Annotated in this window: 18 protein-coding genes; 5 read left to right on the top strand and 13 right to left on the bottom strand. The window is 43.0% G+C overall.

Annotated features, from left to right (window positions below; genetic code table 11):
- Nucleotides 1-262 precede the first annotated feature (262 nt).
- The 3 genes from glpX to G519_RS0104955 all read left to right on the top strand — a co-directional run bounded on the left by glpX (nucleotide 263) and on the right by G519_RS0104955 (nucleotide 3653).
- Nucleotides 263-1228: a class II fructose-bisphosphatase gene (gene glpX / locus G519_RS0104965; protein ID WP_029193746.1), complete on the top strand. Its 966-nt coding sequence runs from the start codon at nucleotides 263-265 to the stop codon at nucleotides 1226-1228.
- A 274-nt stretch (nucleotides 1229-1502) separates the two neighbouring features.
- Nucleotides 1503-2714: an MFS transporter gene (locus G519_RS0104960; RefSeq protein WP_127528313.1), complete on the top strand. Its 1212-nt coding sequence runs from the start codon at nucleotides 1503-1505 to the stop codon at nucleotides 2712-2714.
- A 99-nt stretch (nucleotides 2715-2813) separates the two neighbouring features.
- Nucleotides 2814-3653, top strand: a complete 840-nt coding sequence (locus G519_RS0104955; protein ID WP_029193744.1) for an aldo/keto reductase — start codon at nucleotides 2814-2816, stop codon at nucleotides 3651-3653.
- A 167-nt stretch (nucleotides 3654-3820) separates the two neighbouring features.
- On the opposite strand, the gene G519_RS0104950 is transcribed toward G519_RS0104955, so the two are convergent.
- The 5 genes from G519_RS0104950 to G519_RS47235 form a co-directional block, all read right to left on the bottom strand.
- On the bottom strand, nucleotides 3821-4720 hold the full coding sequence (locus tag G519_RS0104950; protein WP_029193743.1) for a LysR family transcriptional regulator: 900 nt from the start codon (nucleotides 4718-4720) through the stop codon (nucleotides 3821-3823).
- Nucleotides 4721-5875 (bottom strand): MFS transporter, encoded by a 1155-nt coding sequence (locus G519_RS41745; protein ID WP_084160028.1) that lies wholly within the window; start codon nucleotides 5873-5875, stop codon nucleotides 4721-4723. It abuts the gene before it with no gap.
- Nucleotides 5876-5962: 87 nt separating this feature from the next.
- Nucleotides 5963-6622, bottom strand: coding sequence for a type 1 glutamine amidotransferase domain-containing protein (locus G519_RS0104940; protein WP_029193742.1), 660 nt, complete (start codon nucleotides 6620-6622; stop codon nucleotides 5963-5965).
- A 174-nt stretch (nucleotides 6623-6796) separates the two neighbouring features.
- Nucleotides 6797-7453, bottom strand: a complete 657-nt coding sequence (locus G519_RS0104935) for a YheC/YheD family protein (protein WP_029193741.1) — start codon at nucleotides 7451-7453, stop codon at nucleotides 6797-6799.
- A gap of 91 nt (nucleotides 7454-7544) precedes the next feature.
- Nucleotides 7545-8102, bottom strand: a complete 558-nt coding sequence (locus G519_RS47235; RefSeq protein ID WP_051253067.1) for an Hcp family type VI secretion system effector — start codon at nucleotides 8100-8102, stop codon at nucleotides 7545-7547.
- Nucleotides 8103-8324: 222 nt separating this feature from the next.
- Between G519_RS47235 and G519_RS0104925 the strand changes: the two genes are divergently transcribed.
- The gene (locus tag G519_RS0104925; protein WP_029193740.1) at nucleotides 8325-9689 is read left to right on the top strand and encodes an MFS transporter; all 1365 of its coding nucleotides are present in this window, start codon (nucleotides 8325-8327) and stop codon (nucleotides 9687-9689) included.
- 396 nt (nucleotides 9690-10085) lie between these two features.
- Here the strand turns inward: G519_RS0104925 and G519_RS0104920 are convergent, their stop codons facing one another.
- The 6 genes from G519_RS0104920 to G519_RS0104895 form a co-directional block, all read right to left on the bottom strand.
- The gene (locus G519_RS0104920) at nucleotides 10086-10970 is read right to left on the bottom strand and encodes a carbohydrate ABC transporter permease (protein WP_029193739.1); all 885 of its coding nucleotides are present in this window, start codon (nucleotides 10968-10970) and stop codon (nucleotides 10086-10088) included.
- A gap of 17 nt (nucleotides 10971-10987) precedes the next feature.
- A complete protein-coding gene (locus tag G519_RS0104915; RefSeq protein WP_029193738.1) occupies nucleotides 10988-11878 on the bottom strand; it encodes an ABC transporter permease in 891 nt (296 codons plus the stop codon).
- A 70-nt stretch (nucleotides 11879-11948) separates the two neighbouring features.
- Complete coding sequence (locus G519_RS0104910; protein WP_029193737.1) at nucleotides 11949-13667, bottom strand: extracellular solute-binding protein; 1719 nt, start codon at nucleotides 13665-13667, stop codon at nucleotides 11949-11951.
- Between the two features lie 160 nt (nucleotides 13668-13827).
- Nucleotides 13828-14952 (bottom strand): response regulator transcription factor, encoded by a 1125-nt coding sequence (locus G519_RS0104905; RefSeq protein WP_029193736.1) that lies wholly within the window; start codon nucleotides 14950-14952, stop codon nucleotides 13828-13830.
- On the bottom strand, nucleotides 14945-16705 hold the full coding sequence (locus G519_RS0104900; RefSeq protein WP_084160025.1) for a sensor histidine kinase: 1761 nt from the start codon (nucleotides 16703-16705) through the stop codon (nucleotides 14945-14947). Before G519_RS0104900 ends, G519_RS0104905 begins: the two co-directional genes overlap by 8 nt.
- Before the next feature lie 30 nt (nucleotides 16706-16735).
- Nucleotides 16736-17659 (bottom strand): AraC family transcriptional regulator, encoded by a 924-nt coding sequence (locus tag G519_RS0104895; RefSeq protein WP_029193734.1) that lies wholly within the window; start codon nucleotides 17657-17659, stop codon nucleotides 16736-16738.
- A gap of 131 nt (nucleotides 17660-17790) precedes the next feature.
- Between G519_RS0104895 and yicI the strand changes: the two genes are divergently transcribed.
- Nucleotides 17791-20112, top strand: coding sequence for an alpha-xylosidase (gene yicI / locus G519_RS0104890; RefSeq protein ID WP_029193733.1), 2322 nt, complete (start codon nucleotides 17791-17793; stop codon nucleotides 20110-20112).
- Nucleotides 20113-20253: 141 nt separating this feature from the next.
- Here yicI and G519_RS0104885 read toward each other — a convergent pair whose 3' ends face one another.
- A complete protein-coding gene (locus G519_RS0104885; protein ID WP_036632066.1) occupies nucleotides 20254-21822 on the bottom strand; it encodes a response regulator in 1569 nt (522 codons plus the stop codon).
- On the bottom strand, nucleotides 21800-23638 hold the full coding sequence (locus G519_RS0104880; RefSeq protein ID WP_244280015.1) for an ATP-binding protein: 1839 nt from the start codon (nucleotides 23636-23638) through the stop codon (nucleotides 21800-21802). Before G519_RS0104880 ends, G519_RS0104885 begins: the two co-directional genes overlap by 23 nt.
- Between the last annotated feature and the right edge of the window lie 41 nt (nucleotides 23639-23679).

The following is a 23679-nucleotide window of genomic DNA, read 5'->3' as shown; positions in this document are numbered from 1 at the left end:
TATCTTAATGTAAAAGCGCTTTCATGAATCTAGTCAAACTTGCGGAACACTAGCATAATTTTGCTGCGCGGTTAAATGCCTGTAAAATACCGGGCTGCAATAGCCCGGTATTTTGTTTATTTTGAGAACATCATGCATAGAAATAATAGTAAGCAAAGACGAAATCGGAGATTAGGCTAAATCTTTTCATCATAAGAATATAGAATGTCCTTCTTTATTATGGGAAACTAGTGAAATCTAAATAAGGATAGGGAGAGAAACTATGGAACGAGAACTTGCATTGGAGATTGTTCGAGTAACGGAGTTGGCTGCGTTAGCATCAGCTCCTTGGATGGGCAGAGGAGATAAAAATAGTGCGGATGGAGCTGCAACTTCAGCCATGCGCGCTATGTTCGACTCAGTATCGATTCGGGGAACTGTCGTTATCGGAGAAGGTGAAATGGATGAGGCACCCATGCTCTATATAGGTGAACAAGTAGGAAGCATGAATGGGCCGGAGGTAGACATCGCGGTTGATCCCCTCGAAGGAACCGATATTGTGGCTAAAGGCTTGAATAACGCGCTTTCGGTCATTGCTGTAGCAGGAAAAGGGAATTTACTTCATGCGCCTGATATGTATATGGAAAAGCTAGCTGTTGGCCCGGCACTTGTTGGAATTCTAAGTCTAAATGATCCTATGGAAATAACACTCGCGAAAGCAGCAGAGGTCCTGAATAAGCAAGTTTCAGATCTGACGGTTATGATACTTGACCGAGTTCGTCATGAATCGCTTGTTAAAACACTGCGAAATGTTGGAGTCAGGATTAAATTTCTTTCGGATGGTGACGTCGCTGGCGCAATGGCTCCGGCTTTTCCTGAAGCGGGGATCGATCTTTATGTCGGTTCTGGCGGGGCCCCAGAAGGCGTGCTTGCTGCAGCAGCGTTGAAATGTCTAGGTGGAGAGCTGCAAGGTCGCTTGATGCCTGCGGACAGTAGCGAATATGACCGTTGTATTGAAATGGGTATTGAGGATCCTAACAAAATCTTGACGATGGATGATATGGTTGGGACTGAAGATGTTATTTTCGCTGCAACAGGTGTAACACCTGGCGAGTTCTTGGAAGGCGTGCGTTATTTACCGGATCAGCGCGCTGAAACGCATTCCATTGTCATGCGAGCAAAAACCAAAACGATACGCAACATCCGTACTTTACACTATTTGCCGAATAAACCATTGCTGAAGAAATGATCCTCCTCCACATATATAGACTGAAACGGGAATGAAAAAGACTAGTCCAAACGCTAATCCTTCGATATTGAAGGGCTTGGCGTTTTTTTGTTGAGCTGAGTGAGATCGTAGCCGCTTCGAAGGATACTTTTTAGTACCTATATACCTTAAAAATCCCTATAGTACTTAAAAGTACGTACTTACCAAAAACACCTCAGCGGTTTTATAATAGCACTTGTGGCGGCGAAAGCAAAGCTAACAGCCGTTCATAATACATGTAAGTAGGAGGCAAAATATGAATCATTCCATCATACAATCTGCATCACAACATAAAGTGAAGCAAAATTCAGGAACATGGGCGCTTCTTGCCCTTGCCATTAGCGCATTTGGAATCGGAACAACGGAGTTTGTTCCAGTAGGCCTGCTCGCGTCCATCGCAAGTGACTTAAACATTGGCATTACGCTTGCTGGCCTTCTTATTTCTGGTTATGCGATTGGCGTCGCGGTCGGAGCTCCAATTCTCACCGCGCTCACCAATCGGATAAGCCGGAAAACCTTGCTCATGTCGCTGATGGTTGTTTTCATCATCGGTAATGCTGTCGCTGCACTTTCACCATCATTTGAAATATTGCTTATTGCACGTTTCATTACCGCATTTTCCCATGGTGTCTTTTTCTCCATTGGAGCGACTATTGCTGTTCAGCTAGTATCACCAGAGAAAAAGGGCAGTGCTATTGCTCTCATGTTCACTGGTCTTACCATCGCCATTGTTACCGGTGTTCCATTGGGGACATTTATCGGGCAAGCCTTCGGCTGGAGAGCAACTTTCTGGGGCGTAGCCTTACTGGGTGTAATTGCGTTCATTTCCAGTGCCGCGCTCATTCCTAAAAATCTCAAGCAATCTCCACCTGCTAAATTTTCAGATATGTTTCGTCTGCTCACCAATGGCCGTTTGGTTCTGGGCTTTCTTATTACGGCATTCGGTTATGGAGGGACGTTTGTTGCTTTCACCTATTTAACTCCACTCTTGCACGATGTGACTGGCATAAGTTCAGGCATGATTAACATTATCTTGATCATTTATGGTGTGGCTGTTGCATTCGGTAACTCTGTGGGTGGCAAATTAGCCAATAAGAATCCTTTACGCGCACTATTTTGGATGTTTATTGTTCAAGCAGCCGTTCTAATTCTTTTAACATTCCTTGCTCCATTTAAAGTGGTTGGTGTGATTGGTGTTATTTTAATGGGCATGCTTGCTTTCATGAATGTGCCTGGCCTTCAATTATATGTCGTGGGGCTTGCTGAAAAGTATGTACCTTCAGCGGTCGATGTTGCATCAGCGATCAATATTGCAGCGTTCAACGTCGGTATTGCTATTGGTTCAATCGTCGGTGGGATTATTATCGACTCCATTGGGCTTATTCATACCCCATGGGTTGGCGCTTTAATGGTTCTCGTTGCCATCCTACTCACAGGTATTTCTGCAAAGCTGGAACGGAAATCATAATGGTCATATCGAGCAAGCCGTCTTTGAAATCATGAGTCAAATCAAATAAACAGAAACACGGTAGACTTACTTTTCACCCAATATTAGGAGGATAATCAAATGAAAAACTTACAAGATACAATTCAATTAAACCATGGTAAAGCTTTTCCCTGGCTAGGTCTAGGCGTCTTTCAGGTCGAGGATGGCGATACCGTCATCTCAGCCGTTGAAGAAGCCATTGTCGTTGGCTATCGACATATTGATACAGCAGCTATTTATCAGAACGAAGAAGGTGTTGGAGAAGGGATTCGTCGTGGTTTGAAACGCACAGGCCTTCAACGTGAAGACTTGTTCATCACCTCTAAATTATGGAATGCTGAACAAGGCTACGATAGCGCAATAGCAGCTTATGAGGAAAGCATTAAGAAACTAGGAGTAGAAAAGCTTGATTTATACCTTATCCACTGGCCCGTTGAAAATAAATATCTAGAAAGCTGGAAGGCGCTAGAGTTTCTGTATCATGAAGGCCGTGTCGGGGCTATTGGCGTTAGCAACTTTCACATTCACCACCTTGAAAATCTGCTTAAAGAAGCAGCTGTGAAACCGGCTATTAATCAAGTTGAGCGTCATCCGCGACTTGTCCAAAATGAACTTAAATCTTTTTTAGATAACAACGGGATTCAAGCAGTCGCTTGGGCACCTCTGATGCAGGGAGAGATTTTGCATGAACCCGTCATCCAAGCTATTGCAGATCGCGTGGGAAAATCAGTCGCTCAAATCGTCCTGCGTTGGCAGCTGCAAAGCGGTTGGGCCACGATACCGAAATCCATTCAAGCAAAACGCATTCAGTCGAATGCAGATATTTTTGATTTCTCATTAACTGATGCCGATATGGCTGCTATTTCTGCCCTTGATCAGCATCGCCGTGTGGGTCCAGACCCTGATCATTTTGATTTTTAAGTTTAAATGAAATAAGTTAAGATTTAATATACGAGGCTGTCCCGATTGTCATTTTGGAACTGCCTCTATCTTTTTTACTCCACTAAGAAATAGCAACCCAAGGATAATACGAGGAACGTCGATGCGATATCTGGAATTCCCTCCCCCCGAAACGAATGGATGTTCCGCTATACTTCATTTTTGGAGTCAGTTGGAGGCATGTTACCCTTGAGAGCTTCAATCAATATTCTTAATTTTGGTATTGTTGAATTTTTGATTTTATAGGCAAAATATAAATTATTCGTTACTTTATAGGGTTTACAAATTATTTTTACTTTGTTTGTTTGCAAGGAGTTCGCCAGCATATATGTAGGCAATAAACTAATTCCAGCCCCATGCTCGATAGCAGATAAAATAATATGCAAATCGGGTAAAACATGTTCTGGCTTCATTTGAGGTCTTTTTTGAAAATTCTCTCTCCAAAATCTTCGGATAATCGGTAATTCTAGACCGTAACTAAGCCATGTTTGTGAACATAGCCAAGCTTCTAGCTGCTTCGAGTCATTGAAATCAGGCTCCTCATAATGATATGGAGCTACTATAACGAACTGTTCCTCTACATAATGCAGATATTCAATACCAGGTGCTGTATATTTTTGCGAGGTCACAATGATGTCGACCTTGTCTTCAGTTAATAGGTCTAATATATACGCGGCAAGCCCGTAATAAGCAAATACACGCATATGAAAGGTATGGAGATAAGGAGCCAATCTTTCTCTGAAAAACTCCTGTGCGGTGCCGATTTTTACAACCGGAAGTGTAGGCGATGAGACGGTCTTGAAACTTAACGTTGTCTCCTCAAGTGACTCAATAAGAGGTGCCAATTCTGTATAAAGCTCTTTGCCACGTTCAGTCGGAACCATTTTCCTAGCAGTCCTTGTAAACAAAGGTTCACCAACCTCAGCTTCTAATGAAGCCAGATGCTGACTCATCGCAGGTTGTGTCATAATCCGCGTTTTGGCTGCTTCCGATACAGAACTATGCTTATAAATAGTGATAAAACTTCGATACCATTCAAAATTCGCCATTCACAAGGTCCTCTCGCACGATACTGTCTCATTCATCTCTATTATATATCCGCTCCATTCTGTTTTCACTTCACTTTCGTTCTCATGAACAAAAAAGCCTCGATTCAAACTCAAGGCTCCCTTTTCATGTGTAGATGCTAGGGTAGGTGCTTCTTTGGCTGTATTTAACATGTGAAGTTGCAACCCGGGTACAATACCAAATGCCGCTATTCCCAAAATGAATATAGTAATCAAAGCAAGAATTTTGTTCTGATCGGTTAAACTAAACACGGCCAGAACGATTGCTAAGAGGGTCAGGATTCCAATAAGCGAGGGCATCAGTTTCCGGTCTGCCAGCTTTCCGCCATAAATATTTCCTATCGTTATACCTATACCGAATAAGACAAGGATGTAGGAGATCGAACTTGGTGAGAACCCCGAGATATCCACCAAAATCGGCGCTATATAGGTAAATGCTGTAAAGACGCCACCGAATCCAAACACAGTCATCAAAAGAGCAATATGTACGGCAGGTCTCCGTAAGACACCTAACTCCTGACGCAAGCTTGACTGTACAACTTTGACCTGAGGAACGAGTATTACAACTCCAATCAGTGCAATGATCCCAATAATTGTGATTGCCCAAAACGTTGACCGCCACCCGTAAGCTTGCCCCAAAAACGTGCCTATCGGAACACCAAGGATATTAGCCAAGGTTAACCCAGTAAACATGATAGCAATAGCGCCAGCTCGCTTTTCTTTGGGAACCAACTGCGCCGCAACAACCGAACCTACGCCAAAAAAAGATCCGTGCGTCAATGCCGCAATGATGCGAGCAATCATTAGTATAGAGTAATTCGGTGATAGTGCTGCTAGTGCGTTCCCTGCTATAAAAATAAGCATAAGTAAAATTAATAGCGCCTTACGCTGCATTTTATGTGTAGCGATCGTGATGAAAGGTGCTCCAATAGCTACTCCAAGCGCGTAACCAGTGATGAGCATACCAGCTAATGGGATAGAAACATTCAGGCTCGCTGCCACTTCTGTAAGCAAACCCATAATGATGAATTCGGTCATTCCTATGGCAAAAGCCCCTAAGGTGAGTGCGTATAAAGCTATTTTCGATCCTTTGCGTAAAGATACTGGAGCATTATCGGAAAGGCTAGCTGTACTCAAGTTTGTTCCCTCCTTCATATTGATTCATAAATTAAATAACAGGACAACAGATGAATGTCGTCCTGTTTTGGGGCAATAATTGAATAATTAGTTCAGTTTAGCAATAACTTCCTTGGTTACACTTCGTGTTGATTGCGGGTTTTGACCTGTAATTAAATTTCCATCCACTTCATAATGATCGTTCCAATCTGGTGCGGCAACAAAGATCGGGCCCGCCTGACGAAGCTTGGACTCCAATAGGAAAGGCATAAATTGATCCAAACCTGCCGCTTTTTCTTCGGTATCTGTAAAGGCAGTAATGCGTTTACCCTCAATTAGATATTTGCCATTTGATAACTTTGCATGAACCAAACCTGCTGGTCCATGACATACCGCAGCTACGATTTTACCAGCCTCATATAGTTCTCTGAGTAAGGATTGAAGCTTTTCGTTATCTGGCAAATCAAACATCGTTCCATGGCCGCCTGGCAAGAAAATCGCATCATAATCCGCTGCTTTAACCTCATCTAGTTTGATAGTATCTGCAAGAAATTGTTCCGTATCCAATATTTCTTGTGGCAAATCTGCACTCAAACTATTTTTATCAATTGGGGTTTTACCGCCTAAAGGACTAGCTACGGTGATTTCAAATCCTTGTTTTGAAAACTCTATATAGGCCTCAGCAAATTCGGAAAGCCAAAGTCCTGTAGACTTTTCACTATTTATTTGATTGGCTGATGTGACCACGATTAATATATTTTTTTTCATTTTGTTTCCTCTCCTCTGTATCTGTTTTGTTGTTACAAGCCCTATTGTAGCTTTAGATGTCCTATAAATCCAATTAGATATTCGATGGTTATTCATAAAAATATTTATATCAAAATCGTGTGTAATCATAACAAAACAACCTGAGACCAATTAAATTGGCTCAGGTTGTCGTCTCTAATGAGGCTTTGTATTCACTTCAAAAATCCATACATTTCCCCGCTTGTCGATGCCGAAATCGTAACCGAGCATTCCAATGCCTGGATAGCGAGATTCGAGCAGCTTCGTGCAGGTTCGGGCAACTCCGCACATCGTATCAAATTTGGATTTGACAAGCGAAGCAGGGAAAGTCCGACGCAGCGCATGAGTACCTTTAAGCAACGTGCCGCCTTGGCAAAGGTTTGTGACGAACAGACCTGGACGCGCCAATCGGCCGACAACGGCTCGGATGATCCAAGATCGACCCATTTTTTTCAATTTGACACGATAATCTAAGGGTCTACCGTCAATTGTAGCTAAGTCAATGCCTTGCTGCAGCATAAACGGGCGGTTTTTGCGGATCTGGTTTAACGTGGAAAAGAGCTCTTTCCATGAGCGATATATTCTTTTTGACCCGCTGTTGTGCAGCAAATAACGGTTGCCCGTTTTTTTGATTTTTAATACACTGCTTCCCCCGGTTCCAATGATCGGCTTTGCCACGACAAATGCATATTGTCGCAGCATGGCTTTCAGGTTCGAAGCGCTAAAGCGGCGCATGTTAGGAATATGCTTGGCAGCGCCGGCATGCCCCAACAAAACGGAGAACTTCGACCATTTATTAGCAACCAGACGCATAAGGGATTCCTCCTTCCGTACAAGGCTTCCTCTATGCTAGAGTATTCCTCTTCCGTCAGAAGGGATAGGGACAATCAAATAAGTGAATAACTTATTTTTTCACATTCTTCATGAAATCCCAGCCGCCCGTATTCGTATTTGCAGGCTTCCCATCTGGTCCTAAGGCTGTGTATTTAAAGGTAATCGCTCCATAATTCAACTCAATGTTTTCATCTAAATTATTTAAGTTATATTTACTAACGCTAATCCTTTCTAAATCGATGGTTACGATCGGTTGCCTTTGTTCGCCATTCTTAACGAATACAAGCTGGCCTTTCTCAATGGTTTTTCCCATGACCATATCCATAAACAAAGGTACGGAAGAAAGATCAAAATTTTTACTGAAAGCCATCGGCTTCCGAACCGCTTTACCTGCACCATATCCGCTGGTTGAACTGCTGTTTAATGTAGAGCTATTTTCGAATTCGAATGAAACATCTTGAAGCTGAATCCACTTTTCATATCCTTTCGCTACGGATTCACCTGTAATTCCATCTAATTTCAGAAAAACAGTGAAATTACTACTTTCCGCAGCTGCGGGAACAACGCCAAAAGCTAGCACAAACAAGCAAATGGTGAAGAAAATTATCGAGTTTCTGAACCTTCTCAAGCATATCACTCCTCTTCTAGTTTGATACAATATGTATCAATTGACATAAATATAGCCGATAATTTTCCTTTTGTAAATGAGGCTTTCGTCAATCTTTGGGCAACTTAAAAAGTAAGGGATTGAGGCACACATTCATTCTTCAATCCTAGACCGATTTTTATCAAGCAGTCCAACTTAAATAGGATTATAATGATTAAAAAAGAGAGAAAAGAGAGAAATGATATGTTTAATAAGAACAAGCAGCTTTGGCTAATCACAGCCGTAGGCCTTGGAGTGCTCTTAAATCCGCTGAATACGTCGATGATTTCAGTTGCATTCTCGCGGCTGCAGACCGAGTTTCATGTCACTTATAGTGCCATCTCTTGGCTGATCGCTACTTATTATGTGGCCAGCGCTATTGCTCAACCAATTATGGGTAAAATAAGCGATATCTACGGTCGCAAGCGAATCTTCTTAGTTGGACTTGCTCTCGTTACGGTATCATCCATGCTAGCTCCGCTGTCACCGAGCATAGGCTGGCTTATTGGCTTTCGTGTTATTCAAGCGATAGGAACATCTTCGCTGTACCCAGCGGGAATGGGGATAATTCGCAGCAGCATCACGGATAATCAAGCGAGGGCACTTAGCGTGATGTCGATTTTTTCTTCCACGTCGGCGGCCCTCGGTCCATCGATTGGCGGGTTTTTGATCCAGTATGGGGATTGGCCAGCTATTTTCATAGTTAACTTTCCAGTTATCCTCATTGCTTTATTGCTTTCTATCAAAATTCTTCCGAAAGACGGCCCGCGCAAGTCACTCTCCAAAAGCGGACTGGACTTGTGGGGAATTGCCTTTTTTGCAGCACTTATCGTAAGTTGGCTATTTTTCTTTCTTTCCTTCGAAAAGAGGATCAACTACTGGTATCTTTTTACAAGCTTGGTGCTGAGTTATTTATTCTATAAATTTGAATTAAAGCGCACCCAGCCGTTTATTGATGTGATCTTTTTGAAAAAAAATCTCAACGTTTGTTTGGTCTATGTCCAGTTTATTTGTGTCAACATCGTGTTCTATTCGATCATGTTCAGCATTCCTTCTTATTTACAGCAAGTCCGACATTTCGATGCGCAGCAGGTTGGCATGATGATGCTGGCCTTGTCAGGATTAGGAATTTTCACTACGCCGCTGGTTGGCAGATGGATTGACCATTCCGGCTCCAAAACACCGCTAATCACAGGTTCACTTATCGTTATGGCGGGTTCACTGCTCATTTTGCTTATTCATGAAAATTTAGCTTCCTTAGCTATATTTGCAGTCCTATCCGTATTCGGCTTGAGCAGCGGGTTCCAAAATCTCGGATTGCAGACGGCTTTGTATTCCTATGTATCTGCAGCTGAGACAGGAATAGCTTCGGGTTTGTTCATGACCTCCAGATTTATGGGGACTATCCTGTCCTCCAGTTTACTAGGAGCTATCTTTAGCCATGAAATCACCACACAGCGGCTGCATGCTATGGCCATCGTATGCGCAGTAATCAGCTTGGCAACACTCGCATTATCGATATTAATGCCAAGTCATTCTATCCGTACCAAAGCAGTTCAAAGTAGATGAGCACCTGATCTAAAATGCCCCACACAAACACAAACACAAACACAAACACAAATGGCTGTCCCAAAAGTAGATAAATCTACTTGAGGACAGCCTTCTTTTTCTGAAAATTGAAAAGACAGCTGAGCTGCAAGGTGATACCTGCCCAACTGTCCTTGTTTTTGTATTCAGCTGCTTTCTTTTGCGGACTATGGGCAATGGAATGCCACCTTAACGCTAGTTCGCGGAACGCAGATGCTCTATTTCGGGAATTCTGCTCTAGAAATCGAATTAAGGGAACGTGAGGACGCTATTCGAGCAAATTGATCATTCCGGAGGCAAAAAACGCGAAATACGCCTCTACGTTCCATTTCGCCACGATTTTGCATGTTTTCGCTCAAATAACGCCTCCTCGTTCCCTTACTCTTTAACAGACCCTAACGTAATCCCATGAATAAAAAATCGTTGGAGAAACGGATATATGATGAGAACCGGGATCATAGCAATAAAGATTTTAGCCGCGTTCAAGGTCTGATTAGAAAGCTCACTCATCTTCTGAATTTGTTCCGCGGTCATGGTATTGGCATCCACAATAACGACCAATTGCTGAATGTAAGTTTGCAGCGGGTAATGATCCGCATTCGACATCAGCACAAGACCATTAAAAAACTCATTCCAGTGATATACGATACTGAACAAAGTTACAGTTGCCAACACGGGAACCGCCAGTGGAATGAAAATTTTGATAAGCATATACCAAGGCCCCGCACCGTCGACAAGTGCCGCCTCTTCCAATTCCTTAGGCAGATTGCGGAAATAGTTAATAACCAGAATCACACTGAAAATCGGTACACTGTTACCTAAGACAAGTGCCCAAATATTATTGATCAAGCCTAATGATTTAACCGTTTGATACCAAGGAATTAATCCTCCATTAAATAGCATGGTAAACACCAATATCCACATCAGCACATTTCTAAACGGTAAGTCCTTCGCGTTTTTGGATAAGGGGTAACCCATCAGAATAATAATCACGAAGTTAAGACTCGATCCTAGAACGACTCGCTGTATGGAAATCCAGAACGAGTTAAAAAACTTACTGTCACCCATGATCTCATGATAAGAGTTAAAATTAAACCCCACCGGCCATAAGCCAACTTGCCCCGAGGATGCTGCTGCATTATCACTTAACGAAACAGCAAGGGTATACCATAAAGGAAGAACACATAATAACGCTATGCCAACCAGCAGCACGATAAGGAAAAGATCGAATACTCTGGAGCCGATTGTTGTTTCTTTGACCATTTTCATGCTCCTTTATATTAAAAAATACGATAATTTGCAAACTTAGCAGCTAGGAAATAGGAAGTTGTAATTAGAAGAAAACTGATGACTGATTTTAATAGTCCCATTGCCGTTGCCAATCCATACTGGAGATTCAATAAACCTGTCCGATAGACCCATGTGTCAATAATATCTCCGCTTGAATAGACAAGAGGATTATAGAGGTTGAAAATTTGGTCAAATCCAGCATTTAAGACATTGCCCAGGCTGAGCACTGAAAGTAAGATAACCGTTGTTATAATGCCAGGAAGTGTGACATGAACTAATCGCTGCCAGCGAGTGGCACCGTCAATCGCAGCAGCTTCGTATAGCGCAGGATTGATCCCCGTTAAAGCCGCCAAAAAAATAATCGTGTTAAATCCGAATTCCTTCCACACGTCACTTCCCACGATAATAAAAGGAAACCATTCCGCCTTGGCAAAAAACAAAGTCGGGCTTATACCGAATATGCCCAAGAAGCTGTTAACAGGTCCTTTATAAGACAATACGTCCAACAAGATACCCGAAAGAATGACCCACGATAGAAAATGCGGTAAATAAACAATCGTTTGTACCCATCTTTTTAAAAAAGCAACGCGTAATTCATTCAGTAATAAAGCGAAGATAAGCGGTACAATCATATTCGCAATAATCTTCATGACGGCGATAAATAACGTATTAAAAAACACCGTTTTACTATCATTAAGCGTGAACATATACTTGAAATTTTCCAAGCCGACCCATTCGGAACGAAACATGCCTAAACCCGGATTAAAATCTTGAAAAGCAATGACAATCCCGAACATAGGAACGATACTAAACAGCGTCAACCAGATAAATCCAGGAAGAAGCATGAGATAGTAATGTTTGGCAAACCCTTTCGTAACCATCCTACCGATCACTTCCATTCTCTCTATTGTAAGGGAAAGGCGCCAGAGTTCTCTGACGCCTCCATGCTTCTTACTGTTTGATACTCTCATCGATTTCAGCCAGAATTTGATCTCCGCCCTGCTTTTTCCAATCTTGTACGAACTTATCAAAAGAATCCAACGGTGCAGCGCCCATAATAATTTTGAGGAATGTTTCCTTCTCTAATTTATCAAGTAAAGCCCATTTGCTTTCCATGGTTTTCGTCTGCGAATAGGTCACGCTATAGGTTTTCTTGAACGGCTGCTGCAGCGGGGATATCCCTACGAATGTGGAGTACATACGCTTCCATGTCCCTAAATCCGCGTTAGGATCCCAGTATTGAATATCATTCTTGTCATAAGGCTCGAGTTTTACTTTTTTCACTTTTTCAGCATCGGCTTTTAGTAATTTATATCCTGGAATATCTAGATCCTCCGGTTTCTTGGTACCTGCAAGAACCTCTTTCATCATCTTGTAAGTGACATCCATCTCATCCATTGGGGCAAAAACAACACGTAAAGGATAGTTTCCAATTGCCACTTTGACATCGAATTTGGATTCATCACGCAGCAAAAGATTTTCCATTTGAATAGCGGCTTCCGGATGCTCGTAACCTTTTCGAACAACCAGATATTGATTGGACGGGTTCCCCATGTGCGGTGTGAATTCACCATTCACATCCAATGGAGCCGTATACGCTTGCCAATTTGCCTTCGGATTATTCTTAATCGCATCGGCTAATGGACCGTACCCTCCAGCCCACCATAGTCCAAAATAAATGCCTGAAGTTCCATTCTTAATCAGTTCCTGCGCATCCTTCCGAATGGTCATTTCCTTATCAATTAAACCTTTGGAATAGAGATCACGCAGCTTCGAGAGAGCTTGCTTCGTTTCTGGCTGAAGGGAGCCATAGGTTGTTTTACCATCTGCACCTTTTAGCCAAAATCCTGGATAAGAATGATACGAAGAAAAGATAGGGTCGAAACCATAGTTATTATTATTGGGATTGATAAAATCGGCATTCAGTAAACCGCCTAATTGCGGGCCTGTTATGCCAATGGTATCGGCTTTTCCATTCCCGTCTGGATCTTGTTCGACAAAAGCTTTGGCTACTTTTTCTAATTCGTCGATGGTTTTAGGCGGTTGAAGGCCTAATTTGTCCAACCAATCCTTGCGAATCCACATCATATGAACCATATCTGATTCTGTCGTGACGTTAGGAAGTGCATACATCTTCCCATCAACGGTAACAGCTTTAAGCGCAAGCCCTTGCGTCGTTTCAATGATATGTTTGATCGCTGGCGAGGCGTATTTATTATAAACTTCGGTTAGATCCGCGAGTTGACCGCTTTTGACCATCTGTCTGAATTGTGTATCTTTCACAACCAACGCATCCGGCAAATCGTTACTGGCTATGGATAAATTAACTTTTTGATCGTAATCTTTACCGCTGGCAGCCTGCCAAACAATTTTGGTATCGATATTCAAGTTGTCTTTGATATAACGGGTATACGGGTTGTTCTCAGGGGAGTCTCCCGCTGGCAAGCTCTTATCGGATGCATCTACATCTTTACCAATTTTAATCGTAATCGGTTTGGTCGATTTGGCGAATGGACCCGCTTCACTTGGCGCGGTTGCTGATTGTGTTGCACCCATTTGCGCAGGCGTAGCCTCCGTTTTGGGTGATTGCTTCGCCGTCTCTGAACATGCCGATAATACGACTAGCATCCCAGCAAGTAACAGCAGCATGCTTTGTTTAGATCTTCTCATATAAAGCCCCTTCTTTCGCTTTTAGAATTTATCTACATCCTAAAAGTATCACGAAATATCACGCTGCTAGGATGGAAAACGGTTACAGATGTAGAGAGGTAAATGACCGAGAATTCGCAGGTAATCCCCTTTTTCTCATGAATTCACAGCATTTGACCCACTAATTTTCGGACATTTCTCTACCCGTTGCACTCTTCAGCCGATACTCGCTTGGCAACAGGCCTGTTTGCTCTCGAAAGGTGCGGCTAAAATACTTTTCATCCATGTATCCCACGTTCTCAGCAATCCAGAGAATGGTCTTGTTCGTATAAAGCAGATACTCCTTTGCTTTCTCTATGCGTTTGTGGCGTAAATGCTCACTAAAATTTATGCCTACAATTTCTTTAAAGCACTGGCTGAAGTAGCTTCTACTCATGTTAACCCGCTTCGCAATGCTCGAGGCCGTAATCTGCTCTTTCATCTCATCATTTGCGATGTAAACAGCTTTCATCACACAGTCTACAACCTCTTGTGAAAAAGAGGGTTTATCAATCGCCTTGCGAATCTTTTCACGAGTAACCATCAACCAATCCTCAACCTCATGCCAACTTTCGAATGCATCAGGCAATTGGATTTCCGCCAAATCAATCGGATGAAATAAAAGATTCCACTTGTCGATTAACGCATATAGCAACCCGATCAGCTTCGTTTGAGGCAAACGCAGCTGCTTCAAATCATGGACATGAGTCGTAAAGAGGTTATCCTGATAGACCCATTCGTGACTTGACCATTGCTCCTTCACTAGGCTTAAATCTTTTCGAGCTGCCTCCAGTTGGTGATTGTCCCCTTCATAAGCTGCAGATCCAACGCCATTTGATGGCTCACTATCATAGAAGATATCATGTGGATTAGGTGCATGCTTCTGCTCCTCCTTAATCCGCTTGTAAATCCGCTCCAACACTTCCTCAAAACGCTCCTTTTCAAGCTGAACCTTGGCAATATAATCAATAGCCCCTAGTCTCAGTGCTTCTTGGATATATTCAAAATCCTGATGGAAGGTTAGCACGACGGTATAAATACTTGGATATTGCTTTCTCACGATTTTCAGTAACTCGATCCCCGACATAACAGGCATCGCCAAATCAGTCAGCAATAAATCTATCGCGTTCGCTGCTATAAATTCCAAGGCTTTCTCGCCATTACTTGCTTCCCCAACAACCTCCATGTCAAAATCGTGCCAAGGCATGGCTGATATAAGACCTTTGCGAACCAATTTATCATCATCGACAATCATCACTTTAATCATGACGGGTTTTCACCTCCATAATAGGTAAGGAAACAAGTATGGTTGTCCCTTTTCCGATAACACTCTTAATACTCAGGGCCGCCCGGTCGCCATATTGGGATTCGAGCATTCGCTTGACATAATTTAACCCAATCCCCATACCGACTTTTTTGTTTTCCGTTTCCGCATTATGCAATAGGTTATGAATCGTTTCTTCCGACATGCCTGAACCGTTATCATGAATCGAGATCTGAATCGCATTCGTTAAACTGACATCTACCTTGATGTACCCATCATCACTTAACCCATGATAAAGCGAATTTTCGACAAGCGGTTGGAGGATAAAACGAGGAACCGGCATGTTCCATACCTCTTCATCGACATTCATCTGGACATCAAACTTAAAATCATAGCGGATTTGCTGTAAAATCAGATATTGCTTTAAGGCTTCTATCTCTTCATGAATGGTTGAGGCCTGTCCCAGTTTGCCTAAATTATAATGCAGCAGCTTATTTAATGAGGATACAAGACGATCGATTTCGTTCTGACCATTCATGACGGCTAACCAATGTACCGTATCCAACGTATTCATCAAAAAATGAGGATTAATTTGATAGAGCAGCTTTTCTACCTCAAGATCCACTCTTCGCTTCTCTTTTATTTCGACTTCGGCAAATAAATTCCAAATTTGTTCTCTCATTTGCCTAAATTGATGCAGTAGAAAATCAAACTCTGGTATTTTTGTTCGTACGGTAACCGTCTGGGTTCGGTTTTGCGCCATCAGCTTGATTTCTTTATTAAAGCCATTCAAAGGGAGATATACCATCTTCCATAAGAGCCAAGCCATGAGTACACTCATCCCTAGAAAAAGGAGTGAAAACAGCAAGATTTGAACAAACCACTGATTCATTTCTTTGTTGTAATCCGCTTTCGGAATGACCGACACGATACTCCAGCCTTGATTGCTTGCCTGCCTAAACCAATAAAATTCATTATATGTACCAAAGGTTTTTTCTTTAGAAAAGTTGGGGAAGATCGTATCTTTCACAAAGGAATTGGGAAGCTCACTAAACGCGATTCTCCCATTATTATCTAGGAAAACATGGAGATTCGTTCCTCCGAATTGATCATTATTCAGAATGTTTTGTGTAAGATGAAACCCCGTTTCAATGTAGACATAGACATCGTCACGTTGAGGTAAATCCACTTTCCTTCGTGCAGATAAAACAAAATTATTATCAAATTGATTGTTGCTTAAATGAGGACCGTAATAAGAAATTCCCGAGTATTCTGCAAGCAATGGCAACTTTTCAGGGGAAAAATTCTCCTTTACGCCCGAATTTTCGAGATCATACGTATGGTCATTTTGAAAATAGTATAAGGTTAAACCAATATTGGGATTGGTAAAGGTGACTAAGCTTAATTCATCTTTTAATTCACTTATCATTTGCGAGCGTTCGAAAGATTGACTTGCTGGAAGCGATAACATTTGATCCAACTTCTTACCGACACTTCCTGCAAAAGCAAGCTGTTGGGATACATGATTCAAATTGCTTATCGTACTTTCTAAGGAAAGCTCTACTTGCTTTAAATTGCTTTGAATACCGCTCTGAATTTTATTAGTAAGAATGGAATAAATCGCGTAATAAGAGATAAGAACGATACAAATAAATGGAATCAATGTACTGCATAAGAAAATAATAAAAATCCTCTTTTTCAACGTTAAGTAATCGTATAGAAATGACTTCACATTCTCCAACATCTTAACAAACATCTGCAATCACTCCCCCCGATCAGGCTAAATTCAACTAGAAACAATGATTCGTGAATATCCCCCCGTTCCCTCGTTTGTCCTTAATCTTTTGCGATATTCAGAAGGTGTATGACCAAAATGCGTTTTAAACACGCCGATAAAATAACTCAAGGTATTGAAGCCCACATCAAACGAAATCTCAGTAATCTTCTTGTTGGTATCCTTTAGAAGGAAAGCCGCTCGCTGCGCCCGCACCTGGTTTAAGTATTCCAGTGGACTTTTTCCTGTAAAACCCTTGAAATATCGGCAGAAATAAGACTCGCTGAAAGAAACGATCGCCGCGAGGTCCTCCAATCGAATCGGACTGCTGTAGTTCATTTGCATATATTCGATAATCAGCTTTAAACGATCTATGTGCGTAGGGTTCACAGAAGGAGGAAGCTCACGAAAAGCAGGACCTCCCAGCATTATTAGCTTTGAAATGATTACTTGCAGCAACCCCTTTGTAGAAAGCTCATATAACGGCCTTTCATTTATATTCAAATCAAACACTTGCAACAACAACGCTAATAGCTCCCTCTCCTCAGCCGTATGATGGGTGATGTGGGCAGGAGTGACAAATTTCTGCTGGATTAGCGGGTTAATATATTTCTCACGAACGAGATCAAACCTCTCGCCTCCCAAAATATCCGAATGAAACACCACGGCAGTGAAGAAACATTCTTCGTTTGCGGATATACGACCAGAATGAAGCTGACCGGAATTCACGAAAATTGCTTCCCCAGCTTCCAATTCATAGTCATCCATAGAAACACGGAATACCGCCTTACCCTTGGTAAGCATGAGAAACTCCAACTCATCATGCCAATGGAGTTCAAGCAGTTCTTCCCCTGGCTGGCAGCAGATTTCATACACTCGGATTGGATAAAGCGGATCACCGTGAATGCGGTCCTCTTTTAAATTGGCTTGCTGCATGGCGGCAGTTCCCCCTTTAGAGAATTTCAAATCGTATGTCAAAATACTGATATTATTTAACAATATAACGAAAGGAATGGCGTTTTTAAATCAATATAATTATAATACAACACTTTGGAGGGATGATGGCAATGAAATTTTCTAACGGTTATTGGATGGCAAAAGAAGGCTACACCGTCCTTAATCCTGTCGATGTCCGCGATGTACATCAAGAAGATAGCAGTCTGACTGTATATGCTGCCGCACGGAAGATTCAGCGAAAAGGGGATACCTTAAATGGCGCGATGCTAACTTGTGAATTGAGCTCGCCCCTTCCCGATATCATCCGTGTACGATGGACACATCATGCAGGCAAGCGCTCGCAAGGACCAGCTTTTGAATTGTTCGATAATCTGCAAACTCCTGTTTCTATCGATGACAGCAACGATCATGTGACTATGAAATCCGGCGGATTAAGCGTAAAAGCCAGCAAACATAGTACATGGGGAGCTGAATTCTTCTTCGAAGGCCGTCGTTTAACCGGTACCAACAGTAAAGGTGCGGGGCATATTACCACAGCAGACAAAGAGATTTACTTTCGCGAGCAGCTCGAGCTTGGCATTGGTGAGCATATTTACGGATTAGGAGAACGGTTTACAAATGTAGTGAAGAACGGGCAGACCGTAGATATTTGGAACGAAGATGGCGGCACGAGCAGTGAACAAGCCTACAAAAATATACCCTTTTACTTATCCAGTAAAGGATACGGCGTTTTCGTCAATCATCCCGAGCACGTTTCGTTCGAAGTCGGCTCTGAGGTTGTGTCCAAAGTCCAGTTCAGCGTACCTGGCGAGAGTGTGGAGTATTTCATTATTGGCGGCAAAACGCTAAAAGATGTTCTGAATAATTACACGAAGCTTACCGGTAAACCCGCTTTGCCGCCGGCATGGTCGTTCGGTCTGTGGTTAACAACCTCTTTCACAACGGATTATGATGAAGCTACCGTGAACAGTTTCATTGACGGCATGTTTGAACGAGACCTTCCACTGCATGTGTTCCATTTTGATTGTTTCTGGATGAAGGAATATCAATGGACCAACTTTGAGTGGGATGCCGATATGTTCCCCGATCCGGTAGGTATGCTTGGACGTTTAAAGGACAAGGGGCTCAAAATTTGCGTCTGGATCAATTCATACATTGGTCAGAAATCACCGCTCTTTCAAGAAGGCATGGACAAAGGATATTTGGTCAAAACCTTGGATGACCATGTTTGGCAGTGGGATCTCTGGCAGGCCGGCATGGGGCTTGTCGATTTCACCAATCCGGAAGCCACAGAATGGTACAAAGGTCATTTAAGACGGCTGATCGATATGGGCGTGGATTGCTTCAAAACGGATTTCGGTGAGCGCATCCCGACCGATGTCAAATACCACGATGGTTCGGATCCATTGAAAATGCATAACTACTATACATTCCTATACAATAAGGCCGTATTTGAAGTGCTGGAAGAAAAACTCGGCAAGAACGAGGCCATGTTATTTGCCCGCTCCGCTACGGCCGGAGGGCAGCAATTCCCCGTACACTGGGGCGGCGACTGCTCGGCCAATTACGACTCCATGGCGGAGTCACTTCGCGGAGGCCTTTCACTCGGTTTATCCGGTTTCGGATTCTGGAGCCATGACATCAGCGGTTTTGAAAAGACGGCCCCGCCCGATATTTATAAACGCTGGGTAGCCTTTGGCCTACTGTCTTCCCACAGCCGTCTGCACGGCAATGAATCTTACCGTGTCCCGTGGCTGTTTGACGAAGAGGCGGTCGATGTACTCCGACATTTTACCAAGCTAAAAAGTACGCTGATGCCCTATCTGTTCGCAAGTGCTATCCAATCCACGGAAATGGGGATTCCGATGATGCGCGCTATGGTGCTGGATTTTGCATCAGATCCGTCCACTCATCATCTGGATACGCAGTACATGCTAGGTGACAACCTGCTCGTAGCCCCAATCTTTAATGATCAAGGTACGGTGATGTACTATGTTCCCGAAGGTCGTTGGACCGATTTCTTCAGCGGACGAGTTGTTGAAGGCGGCAAATGGCAGGAAGAAACGCATGGCTATATGACGCTGCCCTTGCTTGCTAAACCTAATACGCTGCTTGCCATAGGGGCAAATGAGCAGAAGCCCGATTATGATTATGCGGATGGCGTATCTCTTCATTTGTTTGAATTGGAGGATGGATCTGTCGCGGAAACGTCGATTTATGACACGCAAGCTAATCTGCAATTAACCGTAAAAGCCGTCCGAATGAATGAACTGGTCGACATCTCTATTCAAGGCGGAACGAAACCTTTCACCCTTGTACTAAGAGGCATCAATCAAATCTTATCCTTAGAAGGAGCAACTTGGACAAGATCAGCCATCGGCGTCGTGCTGACACCTGAATCTGGCGTATCGAAGATAGTCGTGAGATTGTAATAAATAGGGGCATATAAAAACAAAAAATGAGTTGGCAAGGTTCTTGCCTTCTCATTTTTTGTTTCCTGTCGATTGCATCTGAAGGTCAACCGACCCAATTTACGTTCCATCAGCAATTTGAAAAGTTCAAGCATCTTTCACTCACCCATGCCTCATCACATGCCGTTGATCCCGATACTCCTGTGGACTTACGCCTTCCAGCTCTTTGAACACACGGCTAAAATGCTTCGTATTCTCAAAACCTGCCATTTCGCTGATCTCATAAATCTTGTAATCGGTGGATGCGAGCAGTTCCCGCGCTTTATCAATACGCAGCTTTTTCAAATAATGGACAAAGCTTTCGCCTGTGAATTCCTTAAAGGCCTGGCTGAAGTAAGAATAATTCAAGGATACATGATTGGAAACCATGGTCATGTTCAAATCCTTCTGATAATTGTCCTGCATATATTGAACAGCCTTTTTCATTTCTTTATGATCAATGTGAAATGTCTTCATGCTTCGCACATAGTCATTTAGCCGATGCAGCAGACCTTCGACACTATGGAAATAATCGTGGAAATAGTTGAAATTGGAGATGTCCCCGACTTTCTTAAATAGCCGCAGTATTTCAACGGACTCGCCTCCGTAGACGTGGAATACTTTATCAAAGACCAGATCGTTGAAAGATTTGCTTATGCCTTCGAGATACGCCAGGTCAAACCGAGCAACTGTCTTCATATCGAGCACTTCGAGCAGAAGCGCCGTCATTTCTTTATTACGATCGGTTCCAAGCATGTTGCCGATCTTTTGTATCGTTTCCGCAGGCACGGTGAAATCCCTGCTTTTTTGACGGACAGATTCAAAACGGGCTACCCCGGGAGCAGACTGCAGGAACGTATATTTCAGCGCTTGCTGCGCCTCCTCATAAGCTTTATGCAGATTCGTTATTCCGCAAGTAAACTCACTGAGTCCCATACTATAGGAGAAATAACCGGAACCGATAATACGCTCCGATAAATACTGAAACAGCTCCGCATGCTCGGCAACGAGAACGAGCTGGTTCTTCTTATCGAACACATATCCACGCCGCTCCCGGACGTGTTCAGGAGCATTACTTATCTCCGCTTGAATGCGAGCCAAAAACTCGGCATGCCCCATCCCCTCGATGGTCCCCCTATACTGGAGAACACCGAACTGGAAACCCTCTTCGATCCAATCCATTTCAATAGTCTGCAATCTACTGCGTAAGTCATCTTCAGCCAAATGGGACTGCCTGAGCAAATAGCTTAACTGACTTTCTTTATAGGCTTCCCGCTGATGGCTGGAGTTGGTCAACTGCGCTGTCATTTGCTCCTTTTGCTTGAGCTCCTTCTCCAGTCGGAGCATGGTGCGGGATAACTCATCACGGACAATCGGCTTCAAGAGGTACTCCTTCACATCGCAGCGAATCGCTTCTTTCGCATAGTGAAAATCATCATGACCGCTAAGGATAACAAGGGTAGGCTTCGATTCCAGCTCCTGTATGCGATTAATCAGCATAATCCCATCCATCACAGGCATACGTATATCCGTAATAACAATGTCGATGGGCGTACTCACTATCACTTCTAAGGCTTCTGCACCATCGCCGGCGAACTCGAACTCATAAGTGTCTGGAAATTCGCGAACGATCATGGCTTTCAAACCAAGACGGATATTTTTCTCATCATCAACGATAAGTACTTTTCTCATCAGCAGACATTCCTCCGGATAAAATTAGATAAGGCAGCGTCATCATCACACGCGTGAATTCACCCTCTAGACTCTGGATCTCAATACCGCACTCATTCCCGTAGTACATCTTAATTCGCTGCGTCACATTGCGTAGTCCAATCCCATTCCCCTCATTTTCCCTCGAGGCTTGAGTGCTGTACTTCATATGGAAGTGAGCATCTTCCATGACGATTTTTTCATGAAGCTCCCCAAGCTTCTGTTCGGACATGCCCGCTCCGTTATCTGTGATCTCAATGATCATCCAGTCTTCCTTTTTACAGGCTCGAATCATAATGACGACTCCCTGACGCCTTGCCTTGTCTACATTCATCCCGTGCTTGACGGCATTTTCTATAAGAGGCTGAAGAGACATCTTCAGCACTTCCTGCTCTAAATAGCCCTCTGGAATATCGAGTTTCAGTTCCAGCTTGCCGTCATAGCGGATATTCATAATCCCAATATAATTCTGAATATGCTGGATTTCGTCGTGTAAACGCACATGATCATTTGACCATTTCAGACTATACCGCATCATAGCGCCAAGAGAAGTTAACGCATCGGAGATGGTATACTGAGCCTCGACTTCCGCCATCATTTTCAAATTAAGCATTTGTCGAAAATGATGGGCAAGCTCGCCAACTTCCCCTCCTGCATCCATATCAATTTGCACATTGAGGTCGCCTCTGCGGACCTTTTTCATCGAGTCGCGCAGAATGTGCAGTTTTTTTAAAATAAGGGACTGCAAGAAATAGGTGATAACCGACAAGAGCGCAATTAGCACTACAGCAGCTGCGATAAATAAATTGCGGGTTTGCTTGATTTGCGTAACGGGGTTTTTCAGTGACACGACATTCAGCAAATGAGCCTCCAATTGATCAATTGGCGTCGACAGGCAAAGATACGGCGTATCACCAACTTTAAACGTAAAACTGAATTCCTCCTGATGAGGATGGGCTTCCCAATCGTTACGAAGCTGCTCCAAATTCATGCCTTTGAAAAAGTCGCTCCCGGAATCCGTGAAAATCCGTCCCGATCGGTCCACGACAAGCATATGAGACTGTCCGTCCTGAATTGGACTGAACGTTTTCTGAAAAAATTTATCAATGAGCATATCGACTTCAAGAATTCCGACATGCGTATCATTCGGATAATAGATTTCCCTAAGCAGCGAAACATAAGTCGAGGCCGCCTCATTATCGGAGGTCTCACGGGTCATAACGTCCTTCTCATTCTGTAAAATTTCCCACCAAACCGTGCCTTTTTTTGCTAAAACGCTCTTATGCCAAGCTCTTCCTGCAATTCGACTTTCTTTAAAAATTACGGGCCAAATTTCCCTCGTTTTCGGATTATCCGTGAATAAACGCACATTGGTGATATTCGGATTGTTAAACATGAGTCTTTGCAAGTTTGAAAACGTATTCATGTTAAAATCAACCAACTCATTAACCTCGAGCTCACGGGCATTATGCAAGTAATCAATCACTTCTCGATCTGCAATGGAGAGCTGCGCTGTACGTCCCACAATTTCAATGTTATTAAGAATGTTGGCCTTCTCGCTCTCTAAAATAAACAGGTTTTTCTTCAGCGTGTCTTGAATGGTATTCTGATAAAAACCATTAAACAAATACCACGAAAACACAATAATAGGAATTAATATGATGACAATATAAGCAACAATTAATTTAACTTGTATGGAAATACGGTTCGTTAGCTGAGTAAACCGAATCTTACCTTTTCGCAGCACGTCTCCCATGGCATTCACATCCAGTTCTTCAAGCTCTAGTTCTTTTATCATAATACAAAATGTATTGGAAGAGGGGAATATTTGCAGTGAAA

Origin of the sequence: Paenibacillus alginolyticus DSM 5050 = NBRC 15375 (assembly GCF_000422905.1) — a bacterium.
Lineage (GTDB): Bacteria > Bacillota > Bacilli > Paenibacillales > NBRC-103111 > Paenibacillus_E > Paenibacillus_E alginolyticus.
This window is presented reverse-complemented; position numbering and strand designations above follow the sequence as displayed.

Excerpts from the sequence above, each read along its gene's own strand:
- glpX (WP_029193746.1), top strand. The coding sequence starts at position 263 with ATGGAACGAGAACTTGCATTGGAGATTGTTCGAGTAACGGAGTTGGCT.
- G519_RS0104960 (WP_127528313.1), top strand. The coding sequence starts at position 1,503 with ATGAATCATTCCATCATACAATCTGCATCACAACATAAAGTGAAGCAA.
- G519_RS0104955 (WP_029193744.1), top strand. The coding sequence starts at position 2,814 with ATGAAAAACTTACAAGATACAATTCAATTAAACCATGGTAAAGCTTTT.
- G519_RS0104950 (WP_029193743.1), bottom strand. The coding sequence starts at position 4,720 with ATGGCGAATTTTGAATGGTATCGAAGTTTTATCACTATTTATAAGCAT.
- G519_RS0104940 (WP_029193742.1), bottom strand. The coding sequence starts at position 6,622 with ATGAAAAAAAATATATTAATCGTGGTCACATCAGCCAATCAAATAAAT.
- G519_RS0104935 (WP_029193741.1), bottom strand. The coding sequence starts at position 7,453 with ATGCGTCTGGTTGCTAATAAATGGTCGAAGTTCTCCGTTTTGTTGGGG.
- G519_RS0104925 (WP_029193740.1), top strand. The coding sequence starts at position 8,325 with ATGTTTAATAAGAACAAGCAGCTTTGGCTAATCACAGCCGTAGGCCTT.
- G519_RS0104920 (WP_029193739.1), bottom strand. The coding sequence starts at position 10,970 with ATGGTCAAAGAAACAACAATCGGCTCCAGAGTATTCGATCTTTTCCTT.
- G519_RS0104915 (WP_029193738.1), bottom strand. The coding sequence starts at position 11,878 with ATGGTTACGAAAGGGTTTGCCAAACATTACTATCTCATGCTTCTTCCT.
- G519_RS0104910 (WP_029193737.1), bottom strand. The coding sequence starts at position 13,667 with ATGAGAAGATCTAAACAAAGCATGCTGCTGTTACTTGCTGGGATGCTA.
- G519_RS0104905 (WP_029193736.1), bottom strand. The coding sequence starts at position 14,952 with ATGATTAAAGTGATGATTGTCGATGATGATAAATTGGTTCGCAAAGGT.
- G519_RS0104900 (WP_084160025.1), bottom strand. The coding sequence starts at position 16,705 with ATGTTTGTTAAGATGTTGGAGAATGTGAAGTCATTTCTATACGATTAC.
- G519_RS0104895 (WP_029193734.1), bottom strand. The coding sequence starts at position 17,659 with ATGCAGCAAGCCAATTTAAAAGAGGACCGCATTCACGGTGATCCGCTT.
- yicI (WP_029193733.1), top strand. The coding sequence starts at position 17,791 with ATGAAATTTTCTAACGGTTATTGGATGGCAAAAGAAGGCTACACCGTC.
- G519_RS0104885 (WP_036632066.1), bottom strand. The coding sequence starts at position 21,822 with ATGAGAAAAGTACTTATCGTTGATGATGAGAAAAATATCCGTCTTGGT.
- G519_RS0104880 (WP_244280015.1), bottom strand. The coding sequence starts at position 23,638 with ATGATAAAAGAACTAGAGCTTGAAGAACTGGATGTGAATGCCATGGGA.